Annotated in this window: 19 protein-coding genes; 8 read left to right on the forward strand and 11 right to left on the reverse strand. The window is 72.4% G+C overall.

Annotated elements, in window-relative coordinates; genetic code table 11:
- Positions 1–33: 33 nt before the first annotated feature.
- From ACFYX4_RS12215 to ACFYX4_RS12230, 4 genes are all read left to right on the forward strand, one after another.
- Positions 34–2112: a pectinesterase family protein gene (locus ACFYX4_RS12215; protein WP_389330060.1), complete on the forward strand. Its 2079-nt coding sequence runs from the start codon at positions 34–36 to the stop codon at positions 2110–2112.
- Positions 2113–2203: 91 nt separating this feature from the next.
- Positions 2204–3451, forward strand: a complete 1248-nt coding sequence (locus ACFYX4_RS12220) for an ATP-binding protein (protein WP_389330063.1) — start codon at positions 2204–2206, stop codon at positions 3449–3451.
- Positions 3448–4572, forward strand: a complete 1125-nt coding sequence (locus ACFYX4_RS12225) for a tetratricopeptide repeat protein (RefSeq protein WP_389330066.1) — start codon at positions 3448–3450, stop codon at positions 4570–4572. The genes ACFYX4_RS12220 and ACFYX4_RS12225 overlap by 4 nt, the downstream gene beginning before the upstream one ends.
- 57 nt (positions 4573–4629) lie before the next feature.
- Positions 4630–5394, forward strand: coding sequence for a PH domain-containing protein (locus tag ACFYX4_RS12230; RefSeq protein WP_389330069.1), 765 nt, complete (start codon positions 4630–4632; stop codon positions 5392–5394).
- Positions 5395–5401: 7 nt separating this feature from the next.
- Here ACFYX4_RS12230 and ACFYX4_RS12235 read toward each other — a convergent pair whose 3' ends face one another.
- The 7 genes from ACFYX4_RS12235 to ACFYX4_RS12265 form a co-directional block, all read right to left on the reverse strand.
- Positions 5402–6427: a hypothetical protein gene (locus ACFYX4_RS12235; protein ID WP_389330072.1), complete on the reverse strand. Its 1026-nt coding sequence runs from the start codon at positions 6425–6427 to the stop codon at positions 5402–5404.
- Between the two features lie 7 nt (positions 6428–6434).
- The gene (locus ACFYX4_RS12240) at positions 6435–7652 is read right to left on the reverse strand and encodes an FtsX-like permease family protein (RefSeq protein WP_389330074.1); all 1218 of its coding nucleotides are present in this window, start codon (positions 7650–7652) and stop codon (positions 6435–6437) included.
- Entirely contained in the window at positions 7649–8329 is a 681-nt protein-coding gene (locus ACFYX4_RS12245) for an ABC transporter ATP-binding protein (RefSeq protein WP_389330077.1), read from the reverse strand. The genes ACFYX4_RS12240 and ACFYX4_RS12245 overlap by 4 nt, the downstream gene beginning before the upstream one ends.
- Entirely contained in the window at positions 8323–9972 is a 1650-nt protein-coding gene (locus ACFYX4_RS12250) for a hypothetical protein (protein ID WP_389330080.1), read from the reverse strand. Before ACFYX4_RS12250 ends, ACFYX4_RS12245 begins: the two co-directional genes overlap by 7 nt.
- Positions 9969–10466, reverse strand: a complete 498-nt coding sequence (locus ACFYX4_RS12255) for a hypothetical protein (protein WP_389330083.1) — start codon at positions 10464–10466, stop codon at positions 9969–9971. The genes ACFYX4_RS12250 and ACFYX4_RS12255 overlap by 4 nt, the downstream gene beginning before the upstream one ends.
- Positions 10467–10703: 237 nt before the next feature.
- A complete protein-coding gene (locus ACFYX4_RS12260; RefSeq protein ID WP_389330086.1) occupies positions 10704–11456 on the reverse strand; it encodes an ABC transporter transmembrane domain-containing protein in 753 nt (250 codons plus the stop codon).
- A 30-nt stretch (positions 11457–11486) separates the two neighbouring features.
- Positions 11487–11627 (reverse strand): hypothetical protein, encoded by a 141-nt coding sequence (locus ACFYX4_RS12265; protein WP_389330089.1) that lies wholly within the window; start codon positions 11625–11627, stop codon positions 11487–11489.
- A 707-nt stretch (positions 11628–12334) separates the two neighbouring features.
- On the opposite strand from ACFYX4_RS12265, the gene ACFYX4_RS12270 reads away from it, so the two are divergent.
- Both ACFYX4_RS12270 and ACFYX4_RS12275 read left to right on the forward strand, forming a co-directional pair.
- Positions 12335–14011 carry a glycosyltransferase family 2 protein gene (locus ACFYX4_RS12270; RefSeq protein ID WP_389330092.1) on the forward strand — a complete coding sequence of 559 codons (1677 nt, stop codon included), beginning with the start codon at positions 12335–12337 and terminating at the stop codon, positions 14009–14011.
- 150 nt (positions 14012–14161) lie between these two features.
- Positions 14162–15964, forward strand: a complete 1803-nt coding sequence (locus tag ACFYX4_RS12275; protein ID WP_389330095.1) for a hypothetical protein — start codon at positions 14162–14164, stop codon at positions 15962–15964.
- 106 nt (positions 15965–16070) lie between these two features.
- Here ACFYX4_RS12275 and ACFYX4_RS12280 read toward each other — a convergent pair whose 3' ends face one another.
- The gene (locus ACFYX4_RS12280) at positions 16071–17873 is read right to left on the reverse strand and encodes a bifunctional metallophosphatase/5'-nucleotidase (RefSeq protein ID WP_389330098.1); all 1803 of its coding nucleotides are present in this window, start codon (positions 17871–17873) and stop codon (positions 16071–16073) included.
- 350 nt (positions 17874–18223) lie between these two features.
- Between ACFYX4_RS12280 and mshD the strand changes: the two genes are divergently transcribed.
- Entirely contained in the window at positions 18224–19150 is a 927-nt protein-coding gene (gene mshD / locus ACFYX4_RS12285; RefSeq protein WP_389330101.1) for a mycothiol synthase, read from the forward strand.
- 176 nt (positions 19151–19326) lie between these two features.
- A complete protein-coding gene (locus ACFYX4_RS12290) occupies positions 19327–22761 on the forward strand; it encodes a FlgD immunoglobulin-like domain containing protein (protein WP_389330104.1) in 3435 nt (1144 codons plus the stop codon).
- On the opposite strand, the gene ACFYX4_RS12295 is transcribed toward ACFYX4_RS12290, so the two are convergent.
- The 3 genes from ACFYX4_RS12295 to ACFYX4_RS12305 are packed head-to-tail and all read right to left on the reverse strand — an operon-like array spanning position 22754 to position 25913.
- Positions 22754–23464, reverse strand: a complete 711-nt coding sequence (locus ACFYX4_RS12295) for an ABC transporter (protein WP_389330107.1) — start codon at positions 23462–23464, stop codon at positions 22754–22756. The two genes, ACFYX4_RS12290 and ACFYX4_RS12295, sit on opposite strands and share 8 nt — an antisense overlap.
- Positions 23465–23490: 26 nt before the next feature.
- A complete protein-coding gene (locus tag ACFYX4_RS12300; RefSeq protein ID WP_389330109.1) occupies positions 23491–25047 on the reverse strand; it encodes an ABC transporter permease in 1557 nt (518 codons plus the stop codon).
- Positions 25044–25913 (reverse strand): ABC transporter ATP-binding protein, encoded by an 870-nt coding sequence (locus ACFYX4_RS12305; protein ID WP_389330112.1) that lies wholly within the window; start codon positions 25911–25913, stop codon positions 25044–25046. Before ACFYX4_RS12305 ends, ACFYX4_RS12300 begins: the two co-directional genes overlap by 4 nt.
- Positions 25914–25931 lie beyond the last annotated feature (18 nt).

Genomic DNA, 25931 nt, shown 5'->3' on the forward strand with positions numbered 1-25931 from the left:
GTGGTCCCCCCTCGTACGGAACGGAACCCACACATGAGCGATCTCCGCCGCAAGCCCCGTCACCGCAGGCGCGGCACAGCCGCCGCGGTGAGCGTGCCGCTGGCGTTGACCTCGGCCGGCGTCTTCGCCTACGGCACGGATCTCGGGCTGTTCGGCGCGGACGCCCAACGCACGGCGTCCGCGGCCACCGCCGCGCCCGCCTGGGCCACCGCGACCGCCGACGGCTTCGCCTCCGTCGACGCGCTCGGGCAGAACGGAACGTACGGCGGCCGTGACGGCAAGACCGTGACCGTGAAGACCCTCGCCGACCTGGAGAAGTACGCGACGGCCGCCGAGCCGTACGTCATCGTCGTCGCCGCGACGATCGACATGAACCCGGTCGGGAAAGAGATCAAGGTCAAGTCCGACAAGACGATCATCGGGGCCGGGACGTCCGGGCACATCGTCGGGGGCGGCTTCTTCCTCGGTCAGGGCGTCCACAACGTGATCATCCGGAACCTCACCATCCGGGACGCGTACCAGGGCGTCTGGAACGACAAGGAGCACGACTTCGACGCGATCCAGATGGACGGGGCGCACCACGTCTGGATCGACCACAACGACCTGCGGCACATGGCCGACGGGCTGATCGACGTCCGCAAGGACACCACGTACGTGACCGTGTCCTGGAACAAGCTGAGCGACGACAACAAGGCCTTCGGCATCGGCTGGACCGAGAACGTCGTCACCGACATCACGATCCACCACAACTGGATCCGCGAGACCGAGCAGCGCAACCCGTCCACGGACAACGCCGCCCACGCCCACCTCTACAACAACTTCCTGGAGGACGCGGCGGGCACCGCGATCAAGTCGTCGTACGGGAACTACTCGCGGGGCAGGACGCGGATGCTCCTGGAGAACTCCTACTTCCAGGGCGTCAGCAACCCGGTCATCAAGGACGCCACGGCGACCGTCGTCCAGAAGGGCAACACCTTCGTCGGGACGAGCGGGCGCAACGAGAGCGGGGGGACCGCCTTCGACCCGAAGACGTACTACCCGTACACCCTCGACAAGACCGCCGACGTCCCGTCGCTGCTGAGGTCGGGCGCCGGCCCGCGCGCTTCGCTCGGCACGACCGCCACCACCACCCCCGCCGTGAAGGCCGCCGCCGCCACGACCCTCACCGTCGCGCAGGACGGCTCCGGCCAGTACCGGACCGTGCAGGCCGCGGTGAACGCCGTACCGGCGAACAACGCCTCCCGGGTGGTCATCTCGGTCAAGCCGGGGACGTACCGCGAGACGGTCAAGGTCCCGGCGAACAAGCCGCACGTCACGATCCAGGGCGCGGGCGGCAGCCGCAAGGACACGGTGATCGTCTACAACAACGCGTCGGGCACCCCGAAGCCCGACGGCTCCGGCACCTACGGCACGGGCGGCAGCGCCACCGTGGCCGTCGAGGCGGACGACTTCCAGGCCCGCAACCTGACGATCTCCAACGACTTCGACGAGGCCGCCAACCAGTCCCTGTCGGGCCACCAGGCCGTCGCGCTGCGCACCGCCGCGGACAAGGTGTTCCTCGACGGCGTCATCGTCAGCGGCGACCAGGACACCCTGCTCGTGGACACCGCGGCCAAGGACCGGCTCGGCCGGGTCTACATGGCCAACTCCTACGTCGTCGGCAACGTCGACTTCATCTTCGGCCGGGCCACCGCGGTGATCGACCGGTCCGTCATCACCCTGAAGAAGCGCTGGAACGGCACCTCGGCCGGCTATGTCACCGCCCCGAGCACGCCCGCGAACCGCAAGGGCATCCTGATCGCCAACTCCACGGTCAACGGCGACGTCTCCGACCGCAGCTTCCACCTCGGCCGTCCCTGGCACGCCGGCGGCGACGCCACCCTCGACCCGCAGACCACGGTCCGCAACACCGCCCTCAGCGCCGCGATCAAGACCACCCCGTGGACGGACATGAGCGGCTTCTCCTGGAAGGACGACCGCTTCGCCGAGTACCGCAACACCGGTGCCGGCGCGGGCGCTTCGAGCGGCGACCGGCCCCACCTGACGGACGCCCAGGCGGCGGACCAGGAGGTCGCGGACTGGCTCGCGGGCTGGACGCCGTCGGCCTCCTGAACGGCCGTGATCCGGGCGCGCTCCGGACGTGATCCGGGCGCGCTCCGGGCGGGTGGGGCGACTGTCGTAGGGGCTCCGTAGGGTAGGGGCCATGCCGGAAGAGCCGCCCCTGATCCAGAGTCTGCGCACGGCGGTCGCCGCGGCCCCCGCCGACGTCCCGTTGCGACTGCACCTGGCCGAGCTCCTCCTCGGCGACGGACGGGCGGACGCCGCCGTCGCCGAGGTCGCCGTCGCGCTTCAGCACGCGCCGGGGGACGCGCAGGCGCGGGAGTTGATGGCCCGTGCGATCGGGGCGCCCGCCCGCCCCGCGGAGGCCCCTCCGGCGACAGGACGCACGGGGTTCGACTGGAAGGCCGCCGAGGAGCAGGTCGAGGGCGTCGTCCCGCCGAGGTTCGTCGAGTCGCCGGTCCGCGCCGACGGGCGGGACGACCCAGGCGACACCGGCGACGCCGACGCGTGGGACGTGGAGCGGCCGGGCGCCGTGCGACTGGCCGACGTCGGCGGCATGCGGGACGTCAAGGACCGGCTGGAAGCCGCCTTCCTCGCCCCGCTGCGCAACCCCGAACTGCGCCGCCTGTACGGCAAGAGCCTGCGCGGCGGACTGCTGCTGTACGGGCCGCCCGGCTGCGGCAAGACGTTCATCGCCCGCGCGGTCGCCGGTGAACTCGGGGCCGGTTTCCTGTCCGTGTCCGTCAACGACGTCCTCGACATGTGGATCGGCAACTCCGAGCGCAACATGCACGAGGTCTTCGAGACCGCCCGCCGCCAGGCCCCGTGCGTGGTCTTCCTCGACGAGCTGGACGCGCTTGGCGCCAAGCGCAGCCGCACCGCGCACAGCGGCATGCGCAACACCGTCAACCAGCTGCTGACGGAACTCGACGGTATCGGGTCCGACGCCAACGACGGCGTGTTCGTCCTGGCCGCCACCAACGTGCCCTGGGACGTGGACCTCGCCCTGCGCCGGCCCGGCCGGCTGGACCGCACCCTGCTCGTGCTGCCGCCCGACGCCCCGGCCCGCGAGGCGATCCTCCGCTACCACCTGCGCGAACGCCCCGTCGAGAACATCGACTTGGGCAAGCTCGCCAAGGTCACCGACGGACTGTCCGGCGCCGACCTGGCCCATGTGTGCGAGACGGCCGCCGAGCGGGCGCTGCTCGAGTCGGCGCGCACCGGCGCCGTCCGCATGATCGGCATGAAGGACCTGCTGGCCGCCGCGAAGGACGTCGTCCCGTCGGCCGAGCCCTGGTTCGCCTCCGCCCGCAACGTGGCGATGTTCGCCAACGAGGGCGGAATGTACGACGACCTCGTCGCCTACCTGAAGAAGAGACGCAAACTGTGAGCACCGTGCACCCCGCCGTGGAACGGGCCGACGTACTCATCGACCTGAAACGGTACGCCGAGGCCCGGCAGTTGCTGGCCCAACGGCTCGCGGAGGAACCGGAGGATCTCCGCGCCTGGGTCGAGCTCGCGCGCACCCACCTGGGGGACGACCCGGACGGGACGAAGGCGCTGGAGGCCACCGAGCGGGCCCTCGCCCTCGACCCCGAGGACGTCGGCGCGCTCACCGTGCACGCACACGCCCTCCAGGCGGTGGGCGGCCGTTTCGTGGAGATGGAGGACGTCCTGCGCGAGGTGATCCGCCTCGCCCCCGACCACTGGTACGGCTACGCGCTGCTCGCCAACTGGCTGTTCCGCATCCGGACGGTGAGCCACGCCCAGGCCCACGGCGGGACGGTGGACCGGCGGGCCATGGACGCCTTCCTGCGCGAGTCGGGCGAACTGGCCCAGGAGGCCATCCGGTTGGGCCCCGAGAAGGTGTTCGCGTACGAGGTGGCCTGGTTGATCGCCGACCTGGCGAACAACCGCACCGTCGCCGCGCAGTTGGACGAGGCGATCCTCCGCCTGGACCCGCAGCACAAGGCCGCCCTGGAACGGCGGACGAAGGAAGCCGCGACCACACCCGGCGTCAACGCGACCCGGGCGGCCACCCTGTACGCCGACGCGCTCGCCTCCGTCCCGGACTCGACGACGATGCAGCGCGGTCTCGACGACGCCTCCTACCGGCTGCTGCGCGGCATCCGCTGGCTCGCCCTGCTCTGTGTCGCCCTCTCCGGCGCCGGGCTCGACCTGTTCCAGGTGGAGGGCGAGATCCAGCGCACGCTTCCGCTGCCGCTCGGCCAGCGGCTGTGGAACCTCGTGCCGATGACCGTGATCTGGGCGCTCGGCGCCCTGCTGAGGTACCGGCGGCTGCGCGCCGGCGTGCGGGTCAACCTCGGGTCCCTGGTCCGCCGCCGCACCTGGGCCCGTGTCGTCCTGGCCCAGGCGGCCTGGGCGATGCTCTGCGCGCTGCTCCTCACCCAGGTCCCGTGGACGGAGCGGACGATCCCCCAAGTGATCTTCTGGGCCGGATTGCTGCCCACGCTGGCGACGGTGTGGTTCGACCGGCGGAAGAGCGGCTGAGCCCCTACGATTCCTTCCGGTCGCGCACACGTTCGTGCGCCGGGGGGATGGTGCGCTATGGGTGAGAACGTACGCGTGGGCGCAATCGAGCGCGAGTACCGCGGACGGCGTCGGCCGCCGGCGCCAGTGCTCGTGCTCCTGGCCTTCGCCCTGATGGTCACCGCCATGATGCCGATCATGGTGTTCTCCGACATGTCCGTCGGCGTGTCCGTGTGGGAAACGGCCGTGGGCCCCCTGGCCGCCTGGGTGTTCTTCATCCCGGTCGCCCTGGCCCACTGGCGGGCGCGCACCCTCGTCTCGGCGCAGGGCATCACCGTGCGGGGCCGCCTCCTGACCCGCACCCGGCCCTGGCGGGACGTCTACGCCCTGCGCACCGACCCCCGCCGGACCGACACCCACTCACTGGAACCCCGGCTCCCCGTCCACCTCTACGACACCGAGGGCCGCCGCTACCTCCTCCCCCACCTCGACGACTGGCAACTCGACGACGTCGAGGGCGAGTTGACCGCGCTCCGGGAGACCGCCACCCGCGACCACGGCGTCTCCTGGGAGCCGCGGCCCGAGGTGGAGGCCCGCATCCACCGCCGGGCCGGACACCGCAAGGCATGGCGGCGCTCGCACACCGGCGCGACAGCGGCCCTGGCCGCGACGTTCGCCTACGGGACGGTCCGCTTGTTCGTCTCCAACGACGACCCGTTCCCGCTCACCACCCTGCTGTACGTCCCCGCAGCGACCTTCGCGCTCCTGGCGGCGGCGCTGCACGGAGGCTGGGAACTGCGACTGAGGCGGGCCCGCACTCGGGGCGCGCCGGTGAGCCGGTGAGCCGGAGTCAGCCGTCGAGCAGCGTTCCCGGCAGCGGGAACTCCTTCGTCCGCGCGGTCGGCGGCTCCACCCGGGTGACCGTGTTCTCGGTGTAGACCAGCCAGCCGGCCGGGCTCCACGTCAGCGCGAGGGACGCCGCCATGCCGTCGAGCCGCACGCGGTGCCGTTCCTCGCCGCCGGCGGCGTCGATCTCGATCACCTCGGTGCCGGTCCCGGCCGCCACCGCGAGCACGATCGACGCACCGTGCGCCGCCACGCCGTCGACCCGGCCGCCGGCCACGGACACCGTGGTCGCGTCCGCCGTACGCGTGAGCGTGGCGCGCACGCGGGCGGGCGAACCGCCGGCTGCCGACCGGACGATGACGGGGTGGCCGTCCGGACAGACGAGCCCCACAACACCCGTGACCGGCACGGACCTGACACCCCCTCCGGTCAGCTCGGCGACCGTGACCCCCGCATCGCCGCTGAGGCAGACCGTGTCCGATCCCGGGTCGGAGGCCGCGAGGCCGATCGTGCCGGGGACCTTCAACTCCCGCCGGGTGGACCAGTCCCGGGGGTCCCGGACGAGCACGGTGGACGCCGGGGCACGGCCGGCGGTCACCGCGTCGGGCAGCGCGGCCACCTCGGCGACCAGGGTGCGACCGGGCAGGACACGGCGCAGGCGCTGGTCGCCGGGAAGGCCGTCGAGGACGTGCTCCGCCCGGTTCACCACGTACCGACGGTCCGGCCCGCCGCCCCCGCGGGGCACGGTCACCAGCCAGCGCCCGTCGGCGAGACGCACGAGGCGAGGGCTGACGGCCTCGGTGTCGTCGGACTGCTGCGGCACGACCGCGAGGCTCTCCGCCCGCGCCCGGCGCGCGTCGACCCCGACCACCGTCACCAGCCCGTCCACCCGGGCCAGCGCGAACGTCGTGGCACTCGCCCAGCCGTGCCCCGGCCGCACCCCGCCGGGACCGGAACAGGCCGCCGCCAGCACAGCCGTGCCGCCGAGCGCGACGCCGAGGAGGGCACGCGTCCGGTTCTGCCTCGCCATGCGCGGCTCACCAGTCCTTCATCGCGTCCGTCGGCGACATCCGCGCCGCCCCGCGGGCCGGACCGAGCGCGCCCGTCACCACCACCAGCACGGTCAGGACCAGCAGCGTCAGCACGGTCCCCGGCGTCGGCAGGGGCACCCAGCTCTCGGCGTACGGCGCGAGCTCGGCGCTTTCGCGCATCAGGGCCGCGCCCGCCCCGCCGAGCAGCACGCCGAGCACCGTGCCGGCCACGGCCGCGACCGCGCCCGCCAGAGCCATCTCGGCGACGAGCATGGTCAGTACCGCCCCGGTGCGGAAACCGACCGCCTTGAGGACGCCGATCTCCTGGACCCGCTGCCGCGCGAGCGCGCCCGTCACGGTGACCGCGCCGGCGAAGGCCAGCACGGCGAGCACCGCCAGCAACACCCGGCCGGCCGTCCTGACCAGCTCCAACACGGCCGGAAGCGCGTCGAGTTGCTGGCGGAGGGTGAGCGCCGGGTAGCCGAGGTCCTGGACCGACCGCATCACGCCGGGCACGTCGGCGGCCGTCCTGGCGACGACGGTCAGCTGGTCGTAGCCGACGGTGTCGAGATAGCGATCGGCCGGCTCCCCGGCGCGTTCCGCCGCCCAGGCGACCACGGAGGAGTCGGCGGCGTAGGCGGCGTCGGGGCCGTCCAGCTGCCAGGCCGGGTCGTAGACGCCGACCAGGCGGGCGCGGCGGGTGACGCCGGTGCCCTCGCCCGGCCGTACGAAGCGGATCGTCTCGATCTCGATGTCGCGGCCCAGCATGCGGGTCAGGTCCACGCCCTGGGACGTGGCGGGAGCGACGATCTCGCCCGGCCGTAGGGGGAAGACCCGGTCGCGGACCGACGCGGTGACGGGCGGCGCGAGCGCCGCGCGATACGTCGTCGCGTACAGCAAAACGCTGTCGCCGGCCGGCGTGTGCATCCCGAAGGACGCCTGCGCCCGGTGCTGCACGGAGGCCACGTGCGCAAGCCCCGCCAGCCGGGCAGCCGTCCGGGCCGTCAGCGGCGCGGTGCCGGGGCGGCCGTCGGGCCTGTCGACGGTGACGCTGCGGTTGGCCGCGCTCTGCTCGACCCCGGAGTCGGTGGCGCGCCGCGCCGTGTCGGCGATGCCCAGCGCGCCGAGGCACACCGCGCCGCCGACCGCGACCAGCGCGACGAGACCGTACATCCGGCGGCGCAGCGCGCGGGCGTTGGCCCAGGCGAGCAGGAAGACGTTCACGCGGCGCTCCCCTCGGGCGCCAGCACGCCGGAGTCCAGCCGGTGCACGACGTCCGCCGCGTCGGACACGGCCGGGTCGTGCGTCACCAGCACCACGGCCCGTCCCTCGTCGGCGAGTTCGCGGAACAGTCCGAGCAGGACCCGCTCGGCGGCCTCGTCGAGGTTGCCGGTGGGTTCGTCCGCCAGCACCACGGGTGGATCGTTGATCAGGGCGCGGGCGAGCGCGACGCGCTGCTGCTCCCCGCCGGACAGTTCGCCGGGGGCGTGCCGTGCCCGCCCGGCCAGCCCGACGCGGTCCAGGAGCCCGCGGGCCCGTTCCTCGCCCCGGGCGCGGGGACCGGCGTGCGGCAGCAGCACGTTGCGGAGCGCCGAGTGCTGCGGCAGCAGGCTGTACGCCTGGAAGACGAACCCGATCCGGCGGCGGCGCACGTCCGCGAGGGCGCCGTCGCCGAGCCCCGACATGTCGGCCTCCCCGACGAGCACCCGGCCGCGGTCGGGCGCGGCCAGCAGCCCGAGGATGTGGAGCAACGTCGTCTTCCCGGAGCCGGAGCGGCCGACGAGGGCCGTGATCTCGCCCGCCCGCACCGTGAGATCGACGTCTCGCAGAACGTCGATCCGCTCGCCCTTCAGCGAGTACGACTTGCCGACGGCCTCGGCCCGCAGCAACGCGTTCACCACACTTCCGCCCGTCCTACGGTCGCGCCGGCGCCGTCCGGCAGCCGGCCCATGAGGCCGCGCAGTCGCCGGTCCAGCGCCCACACACCCCAGGTGGTCTTGAGGTCGCAGGCGGTGTCCCCGCCGCCTACCTGGAACAGATCGGGCAACCCGGGGCAGCCCTTGTACGCCGAGACGCCTCGTCCCAGCGCGGCCCGCAGTGACGCGTCCAGCGCGTCGCCGAGCAGCGCGTGGGCCCGGACGACCAGCGAGTAGTCGTAGACCGAGGCGAACCGCCGCGGATGCCGGGCCCACCTGTCGAGGCGACCCGACGTGATCCAGCTCGGGATGCGGTCCCGCCTCCCCGCGTCCGCCATGCCCACGGCGACGGTGGCCGCCGCGACCGCGCGGTCCGGGGTGTCGGGTCGCCACGCGAGGACGTGCGGGACGGCGATCTCGACGCCGGCGTCGGCGCAGTTGAGGGCGGTGCGCTGCCACTGGGCGGCGTTCCGTTCGGTGACGGTGGTGGGCAGCACCGCCGGGTCGGCGCACAGGCGTCGCGCCTCGGTCGGTGTGCCGCCCCCGCCGGCGACCGCGCGCAGGGCCGCGCGGCTGAGGCGTTCGGCGGCGTCCTGACCGGCGGCGCCCGCTCGCTCATCCCGGTCGAGCGCGGCGACGAGCGAGGCGTCTTCGAGGGGCAGGCCGGCGAGCGCGCGGAGTCGTTCGACGAAGAGGGAGGCGTCCGGGTCGCCGAGGTAGGCGTCGGGGTCGCGCACGGTCCCGTCGGTGAGACGCTCGCCCTCCAGCCGCTCGACCACGGGCGTGAACACGCTCAGCGGGGTACCGGCCGCCCTCAGGATGTGGACGAGGAAGTAGAGGTGCTCGTAGGAGAGGGTCCGCGCGCCCTCCCGCAGGACGGCCTCCCAGCTCCGGCGGTCGATGACGGGCCGTCGGCCGGCCGCCTCCTGGATCAGGACGTGGTCGTGAGTGTCGTCGAGGCGGGCCGCCCGTTCCTCGGGGGTGAGGGCGGCCCAGCCGTCCAGGGTCGGCGCGTCGAGGTCCGTCAGGTTTTCCGGCACCGGTCGGTCCAGCAGCCGCAGGGCCTGGGCCAGCGCGGCGCTCTCGTCGAGGGGCCGTGGCGTGCGGGCCAGCGTGTTCAGCCAGGCGGCGGTCTTCGGCGAACCCCGCCGCCCGAGCGACCGGAGGACGTCGAGAGCCGCCCAGGTGGCGCCCAGCCGCGCCGCGTCGCCGTCGTCGCCCAGCGCGGGATCGACGTACCAGCCGCCGGAGGTCCGCAGCCGCTCCACGGCCGTCGCGTCGCTCGCGCCGAGGGCCTTCACGGCGCCGGCCTGCCGCAGGGGGACGAGCCAGGTCCGCCCCCACAGCGGGGAGGACTCCAGCGCCTCCCGGCGCATCGAGGCGACGCGTGCCGCGGACAGGCTCGTCCGGGTGCCGCGTCCCAGCTCCGACAGGGTGCGCAACGCGTAGGACTGCGCCTGGGGAGCCGCCGGCTGCTGCCGCAGGAACGGCGGATAGTGGTAGCCGTTCTGCCTGCTGACCAGGAGGTCCAGCTGGCGGGCGACGGGCGGTCGCGGCTCCTGACGCCGAGGGGCGTCCGTGCACGAGGTCAGCAGGACGGCGCACAGCGCCGCCCCGGCACCGGTCAAGAGGCGCCCGCGTAGGCGCACTTCTCGCTGACCCTGATCGCACCGCTCACCTGGGCCGAGCCGCAGCTGCGCGTGGAGACGTACACGGTGCCCCGGCTCGGGCGCATCTGGCCGAAGGTGTCGGAGATGCTGGCGTTGGTGTTCTTCCAGCGCACCACGCCCAGGGACTTGCGGACCATCGTCAGCGTCGCCTCGGGGTTCTTCGAGATCGAGACGGAGACGCTGACGCCGTGGGCCTCGAGCTCGGCCCGGTTCTGGATCCAGCGGGCCAGCCTCGGGCGGTTGCCCGACATGCGCGTGGACGCCTTCCAGTCGCAGGCGTTGGTGTACAGGGTGCAGTGCCAGGCGTTGATCGCGACCTTGTTGCCGCCCGGCAGGCCGACCGAGGTGGAGGCCGAGGTCGCGTGCGTGGGGGTCGCCGACAGCACGAGGGCCATCGCCGCCAGCACGGCGGAACCGCCGCGCGGCAGACGGACACGCTGTCTGTTGGTCATGGCGATCGTCTCCTGTGTCGGTGGCCGCGTGGGCGGGCCCCTTTCCTACAGGGCGACGGCCTCGGCACACACTGCGACGATCACCACGAAGAGTGATCGGCACCTGAATATGCCTCCTGGAGGATCAAGATCGAGACGGCGGCTGACGCAAGCGGGTTCGACGCGGCGCGTCCCGCTCCGGCGCCTCCTCGCACCCGGGCGCTCGGGCGCACCCCTCGCACCCCGCCCCGCCGCTGCTCACACCCGCAGCACCATCGCGTCCTCGGCCGCGTCCCCCCGCGGCCACGGGTTCGCCAGGCGGGCGTATGCGCCCTGGCGGGCGATCAGTTCGGGGTGGGCTCCCCATTCCACGAGGCGGCCCTCGTCGAGGACGAGGATGCGGTCGGCGTCCGGGGCGAGGGTCAGGTCGTGGGTGATCATGATCGTCGTGCGGCCGGACATCAGGCGGCGCAGGGGCTGGACGATCTGGCGGGCGGCGAGCAGGAAGAGGGGGGCTAGGACGAAGGTGGCGAGGGCCAGGTCCCAGCGGAGGTAGAGGGCTGCGGCGGCGGAGAAGAGCGCGGAGACGGTGCCCACGACCCCCGAGAGGACGAGCTGCTCGATCGCCTCGACGTCGCCTGTCAGGCGTTCCACCAGGTCGCCCTGACGGTGTTTCTGGAAGAAGTGGGGCGGTAGGCCCTGGACATGGCGGAAGACGTTCGCGCGCAGCCGCAGGACGAAACGTTCCGCCGTCCAGGTCGCGAGCGAGTTGCCCAGGTAGCCGACGAGCGCGCCGACCGCGGCGACGGCCAGCCAGGCGCCGGCCGGGCCCCAGAACGCGGCGAGCGAGCCGGCCTCCAGGGCGTCGTCGGTCAGCTCGGCGAAGAGCAGGATCGACGTGGCCTCGGCGAGCGCGGAGACCATCACGCACCCGACGATGACCAGCATCCATCGGCGGTCGCCGCGGGTCAGCGGCCAGAAGCGGCGGAAGGCCTTCCGCGCTTCCCTCACGTCAGCGACTCCCTCGCATCGTCCTGTTCGTCAGCCCTTGTGCGCGACCGGGCGACGCTTCGGGGCGACCTTTTTCGCGGCCTTCTTCTGCGCGCCGGCCTTGGGAGCGGCCGGGGCGGGGGCGGCGGTCTTGCGGGTCTTCTTCATCGGGGCGATCTTGTGAAAGCTCATTTCTTTCTTTCCCCTTCTCGCTTTTCGTAACGATCCTGCGACAGCCGTTTCACGAACCTGCCGCAATCACCTTTGATTCACATGTGCGAAGCTGTCATTATCCCTTGATGGCGGCTATTACCAGCCTTGCAGACAACTCCACGATCACGACCTTCGCTTTCGCGTCGTTCGCTCTCGACATGCAAAACACTACGGGACACCGAAGCGGGAAAAGCCCGATTCCGCTGAGACCTCGATGAATTACGACTGAGAGAATTTTCAGGCGCAGCCGGGAACCGCGCCTTCCCTTACATAGATTCAACGCCCCCCGAGAAAGTGGAAGGGCTCTTCGACCCTGGGATGAGGGTGGCGGCGAGGGCGTCGGCCTTGCTGCGCCGGCATTGGGCGGATCGATCGGGCTGATTGACTTCCGCGGCCCGGGCGGAGGCACCGGTGCCAGTCAGCGCCGGTCGGTGGAGCGGTCAGAACCTGCCTTTGTCGGGCAGCGGTCGGACCGTAGGAGGTCTGATATCGAGTCAAATACCCGGATGCACATATCCGAACAGTTCCCCCTTCTCTACTCACCCGGCGGTGCCGACATGGATGTCGTGCCGTCGTGGCTTGTACAAGATCGTCGCAAACGCGATCCCAGCACCACGCAAAAACCGACACACGTTCACCTAATCTTGTCCACACATTCGTGGTTTCTCTTGGGGGGTATCCACTCGATGAGTGCTGTGCGTCAGCCGACGGTTTCCGTTGTCATACCTGTGTACAACGCGATGCCGTACCTGGAGCAGACCCTCGCGTCGGTGGCGCGGCAGAGCATCGGGACGGACGCCCTCGAGGTCGTCGCCGTCGACGACGGCAGCACGGACGGCAGCGGTGACGTCCTCGACGCCTGGGCGAAGGAGAAGCCCTGGCGGATGAAGGTGATCCACCAGGAGGCGTCCGGCGGCCCCAGCCGGCCCCGTAACGTCGGGCTCGACCACGCCACCGGGCGGTACGTGTTCTTCCTCGACGGCGACGACTGCCTCGGGCCGGAAGCGCTGGAGCGCCTGGTCGCCATGGCCGAGCGGAACGGCGCGGACACCGTCCTGGGCAAGCTCGTCGGCGTCGGGCGGATCATCCGGCCGGAGGTGCGGCAGGTCTTCGCCAAGAACGTGGACCGGGCCGACAAAGCGGCCGTCTACTACACGCTGATGCCGTTCAAGCTGTTCCGGCGGGCCATGCTGGAAGAGCACGGGCTGCGCTTCCCCGAGCACATGCGCATCAGCGAGGACCAGCACTTCGTGGCCCGCGCGTATCTGCACAGCACGGTCATATCGATCCTCGCCGACTACGACTGCTACTACCTCGTCCGGCGCGGCGACAACGGCAACATCACCCTCGGCGGGCTCGACTACCCGACGATGGTCGCCCAGGCCGCGGAGATGGTCGAGCTCGTCACCGGCCTCACCGAGCCCGGGGCGATGCGGGACCGGATGGTGGCCCGGCACGTCAAGGCGGAGCTGCTGCGCCGCTTCGACCGCCGCTTCCTCGCCGCCGACGCGGCGGAACGCAAGGAACTCGTCGACCTCGCCGCCCCGCACGCGCACGCGTGGATCACACCCGGCGTCCTCGCCGAACTCGACGTCGCGGAGCGGCTGCGGGCGCACTGCCTGCGCGAGGGCCTCATCGACGAACTCGCCGCGGTCGTCGAGTGGGACGTGGCCGGCCGCCCCGGCAAGGCCCTGCTCCGCGACGGCCGCCTCTACGCTCCCGCGCCCTTCCCGCCCGTCTCCAGCACCGCGTACGAGGAGTTGTGCGACATCACCGACGCCGCGCTCGGGGCGAGCCCCCGCCGCCGGCTCGAAAGGGTCGACTGGAACGGCAGCGTCGTCGAGCTCTCCGGGTACGCCTACCTCGACCAGGTGGACACCGACGCCCTGCGGACCGAGATCGTCCTCCGGCACTCGGCGAGCAAGCGGGAGACGGCGGTCCCGGCGCAGCTCGAAGCCTCGCCGCACCTCACGGTCAGCCGGGGCAAGGAGACCTACGACTACGGCCTGGCCGGGTTCCGCGCCTCGGTCGATCTCGCCTCCGCCGCCGACGGCCGCCCCCTCGATCCCGGCGTCTGGGAGATCTCCCTGCGCTGCACCGCCCACGGGCTGACCGCCCGCGGCGCCCTGGGCAAGGCCCTCGGGCCCGACGTGCCCCAGCGCACCGAACAGCGCGTCGTCACACTGCCGAAGGCCGACGCCCCGCCGGAGGCCGACGGCCGTCCGCACACGGTGAGCGTCGGGCCGAAGCAGGTGCGCTTCACCGTGGAGATCCGGCCGGTGCCGGAGCCGCCGTCGACGCTGACCCGCGTCAAGCGGAAGCTCGGCCGCGCGATCCGCGTGGCGCCCGGGGGAACCCGCTGAGCCCTTCCCCCATCACCCCTGTTTAGACTCCCTGCCCTTGACGGCCCCGGTCCGGCCGTCCCCGTGGTGTCGCCGGTGCCCGGCGGCCGCGGTGCGATCTTGTTCACGGCGGCTGAGGCCAGTGCCCGGCCGCTCATCATGGAGACACAGTTGAAGACATCGCCGCCCGCTGACACGGACGAGCCGTCCCAGGCCGCTCAGGCCGAGAGGGCTCGGGCCGACGAAGCCCAGGCCGAGGTAGCGCAGGCCGATCCGGCGGAGAGACCTCCGGTCGGCCGACGCCCGTTCAAGGACCGTTCCCGGGCGCTCGCCCGCCGTTGGTGGCCTGCCGCCGCCGAGTGCGCGGTGGCCGTCGTGACGGCGCTCGGCTTCACCTACTGGGGGCTGACGGTCGCCAACAGCCCGGTCACCCGGGTCGGTCAGGTCAGCGGGCTGTCCAACCTTCAGTTCCGTCTCGCACTACTGGTGTTGGCGATCGTGGCCGTCGTGGGCTGGGCGACCGTGCGCGGCAGCGAGCGGGTGCGGGCGGTGACGATCCGTCTGGCCGCCGCGGCCGTCGCCGGACTGAGCACCGGTTTCCTCGGCGCGGGCCAGGTCTTCGCGCTGCGCGGCACCCCCTGGCCGATCAACGGACCGTACGGCGACAACAACCGCATCCTCGGCTGGGCGGAAGAAGTCCTGCACACCGGCTCGATGGACGCCTTCTACCCGCCGGCCGTGCCGTACCTGCTCGGCTTCGCGGCCAAGGCCGGATTCCTCGACGGCCAGCCCGCGTTCGGGCTCAAGTGGCTGTTCATCGCCTTCGTCGCGCTGACCGGCCCGGCCGCCTACCTGGCCTGGCGGTCCTGCCTGAGCCCGCTGCCCGCGCTCGCCGTCGGACTGCTGCCCGCGCTCCAGCAGACCCTGCCCCACAAGCCGTACAGCCCGTTCGTGCTCGTGGTGCTCGTGCCGCTGATCGCGAAGCTGCTGCTGTGGCTGCGCGCCTCGCCCCGCTTCACCGCGCGCGGCACGGCCCTGCGCGGCGGCTTCCTCGGCGTCGCCTTCGGCGTGCTCTTCCTCATCTACTCCGGCTGGCACGTGTGGTCGCTGCCGGGCGTGCTGATCGCCGTCCTCTTCTTCTACCCGTGGCAGACCGGCCGTCTGCGGGGCCTGCTGTTCCTGGGCAGCTCGCTGGTCGGCTTCCTGGTGGTGGCCGGGGTGTACCTGCGGGTGCTGCTGGGCGCCACGAGCACCCGCGACCAGTGGTGCTCGGGCTACACCCTGACCGAACCGGCGTACATCGGCACCACGCCGCTCAGCAGCCGGGCCTGGGACGAGCCGGGCGAGTACCCCGGCTTCGGCGAGTTCGCCGGGCTGCACACCTACGCGGTGATCGTCCTGATCGGGCTCGGCATCGCCATCGCGCTCGGGCTGCGCAAGGCCGTCGTCGTCGCGCCGCTCGCCTGCTTCGGCAGCGCGTGGCTGATCCGGTTCTGGCTGGCCGGCCACATGGAGGCGGACCAGCAGGTCCAGCTCTTCCCCCGCACCATGATCGTGATCCAGGTGACGCTGACCGCGCTGACGGTGCTGGCCTGCGTGTTCGCGGTGCAGAAGCTCGCTCCGCTCGTCCGCGCCCTGCCGGGCCAGGTCGCGCGCGGGCCGCGGCAGTTCACGGCGGTGGGCGCGCTGCTCGCGATGGCGCTCGCCGGCGGCATGATCGGCTCGTTCTTCAGCAACCAGTACCTGCCGACGCTGCCCGGCGAGAAGCTCGCGGGCACGCTCGCCTGGCAGTCCCACCAGTTCCGCAAGCCCGACGGCGCCTGCCCCAGGTACGCCGACCGCGGCAAGTGCAAGGACTATCCCGAGCGCACGATCGTCGAGGAGGCCAAGGCGGTCGACAAGATGGTCTGCGAGTTCCCCTGGCGCAAGGAGACCTCCGGCGGATCGGTCCGCCTGCTGCTGACGCAGGACTGACGCAGGACTGACGGAGGGCCCGGCGGAAAGCCCGTGGGGGCCTGTCCCGTACGCGTATGCGGTACGGGACAGGCCCCCACGTGTGTGTCGGGGCAGCGGCCTTGCGCTACTTCACGATCGTGATCCGGGTCGCCGCCGGGGGCGCGATCGGGCCCGTGGCCGAGGAGTTGGCCGTCAGGTACTGCTCGAGGGCCGTCAGGTCGTCGGCGCCGACGAGGTCGTTCGTGCCCTGGCCCAGCGTGGTGAAGCCGTCGCCGCCGCCCGCGAGGAAGCTGTTGGTGGCGACGCGGTAGGTCGCGGCCGGGTCGATGGCCGCGCCGTTCAGCTTGATGGAGTCCGTGACGACCCGGTCGGCGCCGGTCTTCGTCAGGTCCAGCGTGTAGCTGAGGTTGGCGGACGGCTGGAGGATCTTCGGCGCGCTCGCGTTCGAACCGCTCACCTGCTCCTTGAGCACCTGGATCAGCTGGGCGCCGGTGAAGTTCTGGAGGTTCACGGTGTTGGAGAACGGCTGCACGGTGAAGCCCTCGGCGTACGTCACCACGCCGTCGCCCTCGGCGCCCTTGGCCGCGTAGGTGAGGCCGGCCCGGACGCCGCCCGGGTTCATCAGCGCGACGTCCGTCTCGGCGTCGAGCTTCCTGCCGTACCAGAGCTGCGCGTCCGCGATCAGGTCGCCCATCGGGGACTCGGTGCCCGTGTTGGGGACGTCGGCGGAGACGTAGCCGATCGCGCGGTTGCCGATGGGGGCCGCCAGGGTGTTCCACCTGGTGATCAGCTCGGTCATGTCCGGGGCCTTGGGGACCGTCCGGGTGACCACGTGGTTCGCCGACTTCACCGCGGTCCGGGCGATGTCGCCGGTGAAGCGGTCGTAGGTCAGCGTGGTGTCCGTGTACAGCCGGCCGAAGGACGCGGCCGAGGTGACCGTGCGCGGCTGACCCGACGGGTCGTTGATCGTGCACGCGTACGCGGCGTGCGTGTGGCCCGTCACCAGCGCGTCCACCTGCGGCGAGACGTTCTTCGCGATGTCGACGATCGGGCCGGAGATGCCGTCGCCCGCGCCCGGCGCGTCACAGTTGTAGTTGTACGAGGTGGAGGCCGGCAGGCCGCCCTCGTGGATCAGCGCGACGATCGACTTCACGCCCTGGCTCTGGAGCTCCTGGGCGTACTTGTTGATCGTCTCGACCTCGTCCTTGAACTTCAGGCCCTTGACGCCCTCGGCGGAGACGACGCCCGGCGTGTCCTCCAGGGTCACGCCGATGAAGCCGATCTTGACGCCGTGCTCCTTCCACACCCAGTACGGCTTCAGGATCGGCTGGCCGGACTTCTCGTCCAGGACGTTCGCCGCGAGGTACGGGAAGTCGGCGCCCTGGAACCTCTTGTCCGTGTAGCAGCCGTCCGTCGGGTGACAGCCGCCCTTCTGGAGCCGGCGAAGCTCCTTGGGGCCCTCGTCGAACTCGTGGTTGCCGACGGACGTGACGTCCAGCTCCAGCTTGTTCAGCGCCTCGATGGTGGGCTCGTCGTGGAACAGGCCCGAGATCAGCGGGGAGGCGCCGACCATGTCGCCGCCGGCCGCGGTGACGGAGTACCGGTTGCCCTTGCGCGCCTCGCGCAGGTGCGTGGCGAGGTACTCGACGCCGCCCGCGTCGATCGTCTTCGTGGTGCCGTCCGCCTGGATCTCCGTGACCCGGCCGGAGGAGCCCGACGGCGGTTCGAGGTTGCCGTGCAGGTCGTTGAAGGACAGCAGCTGCACGTCCTGGTAACGGTCCTCCTGCTTGCGGGAGTCCTTCGCATCCTGGGCGCCCGCCGGCATCGCGGCGGCGAGTGCGCCGGCGGTGGCGAGAGCGGCGGCCGCGGCGACCAGACGGTACGTACGGCGTCTGCGGCTCGGATACGACTGGGAAGTGGCTGGCATGCGCCCCCCTGTTGTGTCGGCGGTGGTGTCGGCGGTGGCGTCGCGTCCTCCGGGCCGGGCGGCCCTGGGAGGCGTATGAGACAAGTGGCCCCGTCGGGCCGCAGCCTAGGGTCAACGCGCGTAGCGCGACAGGGGGTTCATGGTTACATCCTGATTTCCCTTTGGCCTTGCCTTGCCTTCCGCTTGTCTTCCGCTTGTCTTCTTCGGCTCCGCTCCGGGTTCTCTCCGGGGCTGCCGCGTGGCTGGTTCCCGTCCGTCGTCCGCCTTCCGTATCGCGCTTCCGCATCGCGTTCGTCCACGCTCTCGCCGTTGCCGTCGCTTTGGCGGGCCCGCCCTTTACCCTCGTACGCATGACCAGCGACGACGCCGCACGGATCTACGGCTCCCGATCCATCGAGACCTACTCCGCGCTCTCCCCCGAGCAGACCGAGGCCGTCCTCGGCCTGCTCGCGGAGGCCGCGCGGAACGACGGCCAGCAGGCGGTGTCCGAGCAGGGCCGGCTGCAACTGCGGGGCGGCGCCCGGGAGGGCGTCTCCCATCTGCTGCTCGAAGTCGGCGACCGACTCGTCGGCTACGCCCAGTTGGAGGACACCGACCCCGTCGAGGCGCCGGCCGCCGAACTCGTCGTCCACCCCGCCCACCGCGGGCACGGACACGGCCGGGCGCTCGGCGCCGCCCTGCTCGCCGCCTCCGGCAAGCGGCTGCGGATCTGGGCCCACGGCGGCCACCCCGCCGCCCGGCATCTCGCCCAGGTCCTGGGGCTGACCCTGTTCCGTGAACTGCGGCAGATGCGGCGGCCGTTGACCGGTCTGGAGCTGCCCGACCCGGTGCTGGCCGAGGGCGTCACCGTGCGGGCCTTCGTCCCCGGGCAGGACGACGCCGCCTGGCTCGCCGTCAACGCCGCCGCCTTCGCCCACCATCCCGAGCAGGGCTCCCTCACCCAGCGGGACCTCGACGACCGCAAGGCCGAGGCGTGGTTCGACCCGGCGGGCTTCTTCCTCGCCTTCGACGGGGAGCGGCTCGTCGGCTTCCACTGGACGAAGGTCCACGCCGAGGAGCGGCTCGGCGAGGTGTACGTCCTCGGCGTCGCGCCCGGCGCGCAGGGCGGGGGGCTCGGCAAGTCCCTCACCACGATCGGCCTGCGGCATCTCGCGGGGCAGGGCCTGCCCACGGCGATGCTGTACGTCGACGCCGACAACAAGGCGGCGGTGTCGGTGTACGAGCGGCTGGGGTTCGTCACGCACGAGACGGACCTGATGTACCGGACGGAGACGTGAGGTCGCCCTCGGGACCGCCCTCGGGACGTCCACGCACGGCTAACTCCCCCTGGCCACAGGCGACTTCTTGAACCTGTTCGATTAGGATCACGCGTACCGGGGGGTGATCGGGGGCTCGGTGTGCGTGGGCACGCCTGGGTGAGTCTCCTCCCGTGTCATGGGGAGGGGACCCACACGTGCTTCGCACCGTCCGCGCAACTCGCCGAGCCGCGCGTTCGCGCACCGCGCTCGCCACCGCCGTCGTCCTGGCCGTCACCGCCGGCCTGACCGCCGCCACAGCGGGACCGGCCCTGGCCGAACCGTCCGCGCCGACGCCCGCGCCGCCCGCCGACGAGGTGGTGATCCCGGACCCGGGGCGGTTCAAGCCGCGTGGCGAGGACATCGGTCAGGCCGGCTCCACCGGCTACGTCCACAAGCAGGAGTTCGGCCAGACGGTCTGGACGGATCACGCGACCGGCGCGGACTCGCCCGTGCCCGCGGACTACAGCGCCGCCTACGCCGCCCGCCACTCGGGTCTGCTGGGCCATTACGACACCACGACGCGCCTACTGACCGTCACCGACATCGCCACCGGCGGCGTCACCGCGAAGCTGGAACTGCCCGCCGACCAGACCTGGATCCGCGGTTTCACACCGGACTCCCTGCTGACCACCGTCAAGGGGGCCGACGGAAAGCACGACGGGCTCCGGCTGCTGCGCTTGTCGGGCACCGAGGTCACCGAGCAGCCCGTCACCGGATGGCCCGGACCCGTCTCCGTCGTGAACGTCCTGGAGCAGGACATCAGGGGAGCACTGCTGGCGACGCGGACGACGGCCGGCGGTCCGTGGTCCGGCTACTACCTCGACTACGCGAAGGCGACCCTGACGCCCACGACAGCTGTCTCCTCGAACCATCGGCGGAGCCTCGGCCACGACCGCCTGCTCGTGACGGAGAACTTCGGCACCGTACTGACGGTCCCGCGCGACGACCCCTCGGCGACCCCGGTGGCCACCTCGCTGCCCCCGAAGGACAGGTACGAGATCGACTGGTCCAGGTCCACCGTGATCGGCGACTGGATCCTCGTACGCCGTGACATCGACCCGTTCTACGACAGGTACACCGAGGGAGTGAAGCTCCTCGCCGTGCCGATCGGCGGCGGCACCCCCCGTGAGCTGCTCCCCCACTCGGCCGGCAGTCTCACCGTCACCCCCGACGGCAGCGTCCTCGTCGTCGGCGGCGGCAGCGCGCGCGACTGGGCCGTACACCGCGTCACCCTCGGCGAGGACGGCGCGCCGCGGCTCACGGTCGTGCGGAAGGTGCCGCAGGTACCCGCGACCTACAAGGGGCTCGACGCGGGCGGCGGGGTGGTGAACTACCTGAGCGACAGCAGCCGGGGACCGGGACAGACGCTGTACGAGGTCGACACCCGCACGCCGGGCGACGCACGGCGACGCTTCTGGTACCCGACGCAGAACCAGGCTCCGCCGCGGGCCATCCGGTCGCTCGGCGACGGACAGGTCGCCGTCTCCCAGGGCGGCTCGATCCAGAAACCGATCACCGAGAACTCCTTGTGGTCCTTGGCCGTCCCGGAGAACGCCGATCTCACCGACGCCGGCGGCCGCTACACCCTCTCCTCCGACGGCGCCAAGCTCTACGTGGGCGACTTCGGCGACGGCGCCGGCGACAAGATCCTGCTCACCCGCCCCCACTCCGCCGCCGCCCTGTGGGGCGGCAAGCTGTGGAAGCCCGCCGCCGCGACCGGCAAGGTCAACTCCTACGACCTGGTCACCAAGGCGACCTCCGCCGACCTCGACCTCGGCTCCGGGTGCGTTCCCGGTGAGCTCCAGGCGGTGGGCCGCTGGCTGTACTGGGCCTGTGCGGGCGGCGCCAAGGCCGGTGTGTACGACACGAAGCTGAGGAAGAGCGTCTCCGTTCCCGCGGGCGAGGCGCTGCTCGGCGACGGCTTCGTCGTACGCCGGGACAACGCGGCCGGGAAGCTGCTGCTCACCGACGCGGCGACGGGACGGACCTCCGAGTTCGCCGACATCCCGGTGACCACCGCGACCGGCTCGGGCCGGCGGGTGGACTGGGCCGTGGACAGGTTCGGCGGCGGCGTCGCGTACATCGACGCGCAGAAGAACATCCATGTGAAGCGGGCGCCGGTCGCGGGACAGGACCTCGTCATCCTCGGCTCCTCCGTCGACGGGGCGTTCAGCGCCACGGACGCGGACGACCCCGCCTGGAACGCCCTGTGGCGCTTCTCGCGCCCCGTGGACCGCTGGCGCGTGCTGGTGCGCGACGCGTCCGGCCGGGTCGTGCGCACGCTGAGCGGTGCGGGCGGGCCCGGAGCGAGCGTCCAGACGCAGTGGGACGGGAAGGACGACGCCGGGCTCGGTGTCATGGCCGGCCGCTTCTTCTACGCCCTCGAGGTCGCGCCGGACGCGGGGGACGCCTTCGTCCAGCTGACGAACGGCGACCTCTACGCGTACGACACCGTCCTGGAGACCGCCCCCTCCCGTTACCGGCCGCTCGCTCCCAAGCGGGTGCTCGACACCCGTTCCGGGGTCGGCGCTCCCAAGGCGAAGGTCGGCCCCTGGAAGCGGGTCTCGCTGAAGGTCGCGGGCGCCGGCGGGATCCCGGCCACCGGGGCGACCAGCGTCGTGCTGAACGTGACGGTCACCAACGCCACCAAGCCGGGCCACATCTCCGTCGCCCCGTTCAACGGCGATACCTACCGCTCCTCCCTGGTCAACTTCACCGCCGGGCAGACGGCGTCGAACCTCGTGGTGGTGCCGGTCGTCAACGGCAAGGTGGACCTGATGGCCGACACCGCGGGCAAGGTCGACCTCGTCGCCGACGTGGCCGGCTACTACGCCGCCGGCACGACCGGCGCCGCCGGCTCCGCCTTCCGGCCGCTCGCGCCGACCCGGTTCATGGACACCCGCGCCGGACTCGGCGTGCCGCGCGCCAAGATCGGCGCGGGCGGCACCGCGCGGCTCCAGGTGGCGGGCGTCAAGGGCGTGCCGGAGAGCGGGGTGACCGCGGTCGTCATGAACGTGACCGCGACGAACGCCTCCCGCTCGACCGTCGTCACCGCCTATCCGGACGGCACCCCCCGACCGGGCACGTCCAACCTGAACGTGCCGACCGGGCGCACGATCGCCAACCTCGTCGTCGTGCCCGTCGTCAACGGCAGGGTCGCCCTCACCAACAACTCCGGCTCCGTCGACCTGATCGGCGACGTCGTCGGCTACTACACCTCCGGCGACGGCGCGGTCTTCACCGGCGCCGAGGCGCGCCGGCTCATGGACACCCGCACCGGCTTCGGCGTCCGCAAGGGCGCGGTGGGCCCGGGGCAGTCCGTGACGCTTCAGGTCGGGGGCGCGGGCCCGGTCCCGGCGAAGGCCTCGGCCGTCGTCCTCAATGTCACGGCGACCCAGCCGACGACCGCCGGCTATGTGACGGTCCACCCCGCGGGCACCCCGCGCGGCACCGCGTCGAGCCTGAACTTCCGGGCCGGGCAGACCGTGCCGAACCAGGTCGTCGTCCCCGTCGTCGACGGCAAGGTGACCTTCTTCAACCACTCCGGGAACGTGCACCTGATCGCGGACGTGGAGGGCTGGTTCATCTAGCGGGCCCTCCCCGGCTCCGTGGTCCGGGAGCGAGGTGGGCGGAGCGAGCGAAGTCGGCGAAGCGCCGGCGTCTGAGGGGCTCCGGGGTGCACAGCAGCGTCGATGCGGCCGTCACCCCGAGCACCACCGCCCATCTCGTCTGCGTCTCCTCCCACCACGGCTCGCCGGGCAGCGTCAGCAGTCCCCAGCGGGCCGGGACGAGTACCGCGGCCACGGCTGCCGCGCCCAGCCACAGCGCCGTGCCCTTGCCCACTTCCGCGCCGTTCGAGAAACGGATCGTCGCCGCCGCGAGGGCTGTGGCGGCGGTGGCCGTCGCCGCGGCCTCCAGCGTGACGGGCCCGAGAGGCGGGCGGGTCTCGGCGGGGAGGAGGAGCAGGGCCGTCGTCCACCACAGGGCCGCGAGCGGAGCGGCCATGGCCAGGCGCAGACCAGCTCTGACGGGGCGGCCCAGCGGGGTCGTCGCCGTGGTGTGGCGGGCGGGGTCGTCGAGGAGGAACGCCAGACCGACCGCGCCGGTCAGCGCGATGAGCCTCAGCAGCATCAGGCCCGCCTCCTCGCCCCACGCCTCCCCCGGCAGTCGCGTGCTCGCCGCGAGCAGCAGCCCCGTCCCGCCGGCCGCGGCCAACGCCCGCCAGGGAAGTGACCGCCAGACCGGTGGGGCGAGGGCCCGGAGCAGGGCCCGGGTGACCGGCGTCCGCCCCATCCCCCCTGTCCGTCCCGTCCGTACCTCTACTCCTCGCACTTCTCCACTCCCTTCGGCGCGTCGAGTCCCAGCAGTTTCGCGGCCTCGGCCGTCGTCGTCCGCGCAGACGTCAGCTGCCGCCAGTTCGCCTTCACCCCGGCCGTGATCTCGGCCTTCGGGCGGGACAGCATGGCGCGGATCACCGACGTCTGCTGGTCCGTCAGCAGCAGTCCGTCCGTGGGGGCCAGGACCAGCGCCGAGCCGACGACGCTGTCGTCCAGGCGCAGGTTCCTGAAGGTGGTCAGGGGGGTGGGGTCGGTGGCCAGGACCAGCCACATGATCGTCACCGCGCGGGCGTCGCACATGCTGCGCGTCGTCGCGTCCTCCCTGCCCGCGACGAGCACCGTGGCGACTCCCACCGCGAACTCGGGGACGCGGTTGCCGCCCCAGCGGGTGCCGACCGTCACCTCGCCCGCGGTGGTGGAGGGCGTCAGCGCGGCGTCCGCCCCCACTCCCGAGGTGACGTCGATGCGCTGACGCACGGTCAGCGGGGTCCGCGCCGCGGCGCCGCCGGCCGTGGAGCGGAGGCGGTCGACGACCGCGGCCCAGTCGTCCCGCACCGTCTTCCACTCGGAGAAGGAGCAGTACGTCGAGCCGTCGATCGTGCTGCACGACTGGACCTTCTGCGGTGTCGTGGACGCCGTCCGCCGGGCCGCCTCCAGCGCTGCCTTGTCGCGCGGGAGCTGGCCGACCGCCCCGGCGGCGGTGGCCGTGAGGGCGAGGACGGTGGCCGCCTTGAGGGCGACGGTGCGTCCGCCGGACCGCAGCAGCGCGGCGCAGGCCGCCAAGGCGCACAGGCCCACCAGGTAGAGCGCGTGCCAGGCGGCCGGGCGGTCGAGCAGATCGACGGGGACCGGATCGCCGCCGGATTCACCGGAGTACAGCACCGGGGAGAGCCGGTTCGCCCAATGGTCCTCGCCCTCGACGGCGTTGGAGGAGATGACGATCAGCAGGTACGCGGCGATCACGAAGAGTATGGGCGCGAAGGGCGTGGGCACGAGGCGGGCCAGCAGGACGCCCAGGATTCCGGCCAGCAGGACCGCCAGCGGACCCACGGCCAGTTCGCCGAGCGAGCCGTGCCCGATCGCGCCCGGCTTCAGCGCCTCGCGGGCGAACCGGGCGCCGACGACGACCGCCGTGAGCGCCGCGAACGGCAGCACGGACAGCACATGGGCGAGGGTGCGCCGCCAGGGCTCCATGGTCAGCACGTCGAACTGCTGGACCGTGGCGTGCTTGCGCGAGCGCAGGGCCGCCGCGTTGGCGCAGACGAGCAGGGCGATCGCGAGCAGCAGGGGCGCGGTCTGCGTGTCGCGGTCGACCGTGTGGAGGACGGGGTAGTCGTCCATGCCGTCGCGGCTGATCAACTGCACGGCGACCACGGCGACGTAGAGCGCCAGGAAGACCAGCACCGGGATCTGGAGGAAGAGCTCCCGGGCCTCGAAGCGGGCCAGGTCGAGGACCGCGCGGGCACTGGGGCGGCCGGGGTGCGGGGGTCCGGGGCGCGTGGCGGCGTCGTCCCTGACCGGGGTGGCCGTGGAGCTCATGACGTCACCGTCCTGCTCGCGTCGTCGAGGGCGAGCAGATAGCCGTCCTCCAGGGTGGGTTCGACAAGCTCGGCTCCTTCCGGCGGATCGCCGACGTTGCGGAAGGCGCCGGTGCCGGTGCGCCAGCCGGCCAGCGCGCCCGGGTCGCGCTCGGGGCTGCTCCAGACCCGGCCCGACGCGCGGGCGGTCAGCTCGGCCGGCGTGCCCTCGAAGCGGACCCGGCCATTGGCGAGGACCACGACCCGGTGGCAGAGCATCGCCACGTCCTCCGTCTGGTGGGTGGACAGCAGCACCGTGCGCCCCTCACCGGCGTCGGCGATCAACTCCCGGAAGCGCATGCGCTGTTCCGGGTCGAGCCCTACGGTCGGCTCGTCCAGCACGAGGAAGCCGGGGTCGCCGACGAGCGCGGCGGCCAGCGCGACGCGCTGCCGCATGCCGCCGGACAGCCGCTTGATGCGCTTGCTCCGCACCTCGGAGAGATCGACGGCCTCCAGGACGCGCCGCACCTCGCGGTGCCGGGCGGCGCGGTCGGTCAGCTCCTTGAGGATCGCCACGTAGTCGACGAAGTCGAAGGCCGTGAAGTCCGGGTGGAAGCCGGGGTTCTGCGGCAGGTACCCGAGCCCGCGGCGCAGGTCCAGGCGGCCGGCGGAGGTGCGGGGGTCGTGGCCCAGGACCGTGAACTCGCCCCCGTCGGGCGGCACCGCGGTGGCCAGCACCCGCAACAGGGTCGTCTTCCCCGCGCCGTTGGGGCCGAGCAGCCCGGTGACGCCCCGGGTGAGCCGCAGCGAGACGCCGTCGAGGGCGCGCGTGCCGCCGTAGCGCAGGGACAGGCCGGCGGCCGTCACGGTGGTGGACGCGGTGGTCATACGAAGCTCCTGGAAGTC

It is taken from the genome of Streptomyces sp. NPDC002328 (assembly GCF_042890065.1).
Classification (GTDB): Bacteria; Actinomycetota; Actinomycetes; order Streptomycetales; family Streptomycetaceae; genus Streptomyces.

What these genes read in the sequence shown, in the direction of transcription:
- ACFYX4_RS12255 (WP_389330083.1), bottom strand. Translation starts at nt 10,466, where the DNA reads ATGACCAACAGACAGCGTGTCCGTCTGCCGCGCGGCGGTTCCGCCGTG.
- ACFYX4_RS12305 (WP_389330112.1), bottom strand. Translation starts at nt 25,913, where the DNA reads ATGACCACCGCGTCCACCACCGTGACGGCCGCCGGCCTGTCCCTGCGC.
- ACFYX4_RS12235 (WP_389330072.1), bottom strand. Translation starts at nt 6,427, where the DNA reads ATGGCGAGGCAGAACCGGACGCGTGCCCTCCTCGGCGTCGCGCTCGGC.
- ACFYX4_RS12215 (WP_389330060.1), top strand. Translation starts at nt 34, where the DNA reads ATGAGCGATCTCCGCCGCAAGCCCCGTCACCGCAGGCGCGGCACAGCC.
- ACFYX4_RS12280 (WP_389330098.1), bottom strand. Translation starts at nt 17,873, where the DNA reads ATGCCAGCCACTTCCCAGTCGTATCCGAGCCGCAGACGCCGTACGTAC.
- ACFYX4_RS12295 (WP_389330107.1), bottom strand. Translation starts at nt 23,464, where the DNA reads ATGGGGCGGACGCCGGTCACCCGGGCCCTGCTCCGGGCCCTCGCCCCA.
- ACFYX4_RS12270 (WP_389330092.1), top strand. Translation starts at nt 12,335, where the DNA reads ATGAGTGCTGTGCGTCAGCCGACGGTTTCCGTTGTCATACCTGTGTAC.
- ACFYX4_RS12300 (WP_389330109.1), bottom strand. Translation starts at nt 25,047, where the DNA reads ATGAGCTCCACGGCCACCCCGGTCAGGGACGACGCCGCCACGCGCCCC.
- ACFYX4_RS12265 (WP_389330089.1), bottom strand. Translation starts at nt 11,627, where the DNA reads ATGAGCTTTCACAAGATCGCCCCGATGAAGAAGACCCGCAAGACCGCC.
- ACFYX4_RS12220 (WP_389330063.1), top strand. Translation starts at nt 2,204, where the DNA reads ATGCCGGAAGAGCCGCCCCTGATCCAGAGTCTGCGCACGGCGGTCGCC.
- mshD (WP_389330101.1), top strand. Translation starts at nt 18,224, where the DNA reads ATGACCAGCGACGACGCCGCACGGATCTACGGCTCCCGATCCATCGAG.
- ACFYX4_RS12230 (WP_389330069.1), top strand. Translation starts at nt 4,630, where the DNA reads ATGGGTGAGAACGTACGCGTGGGCGCAATCGAGCGCGAGTACCGCGGA.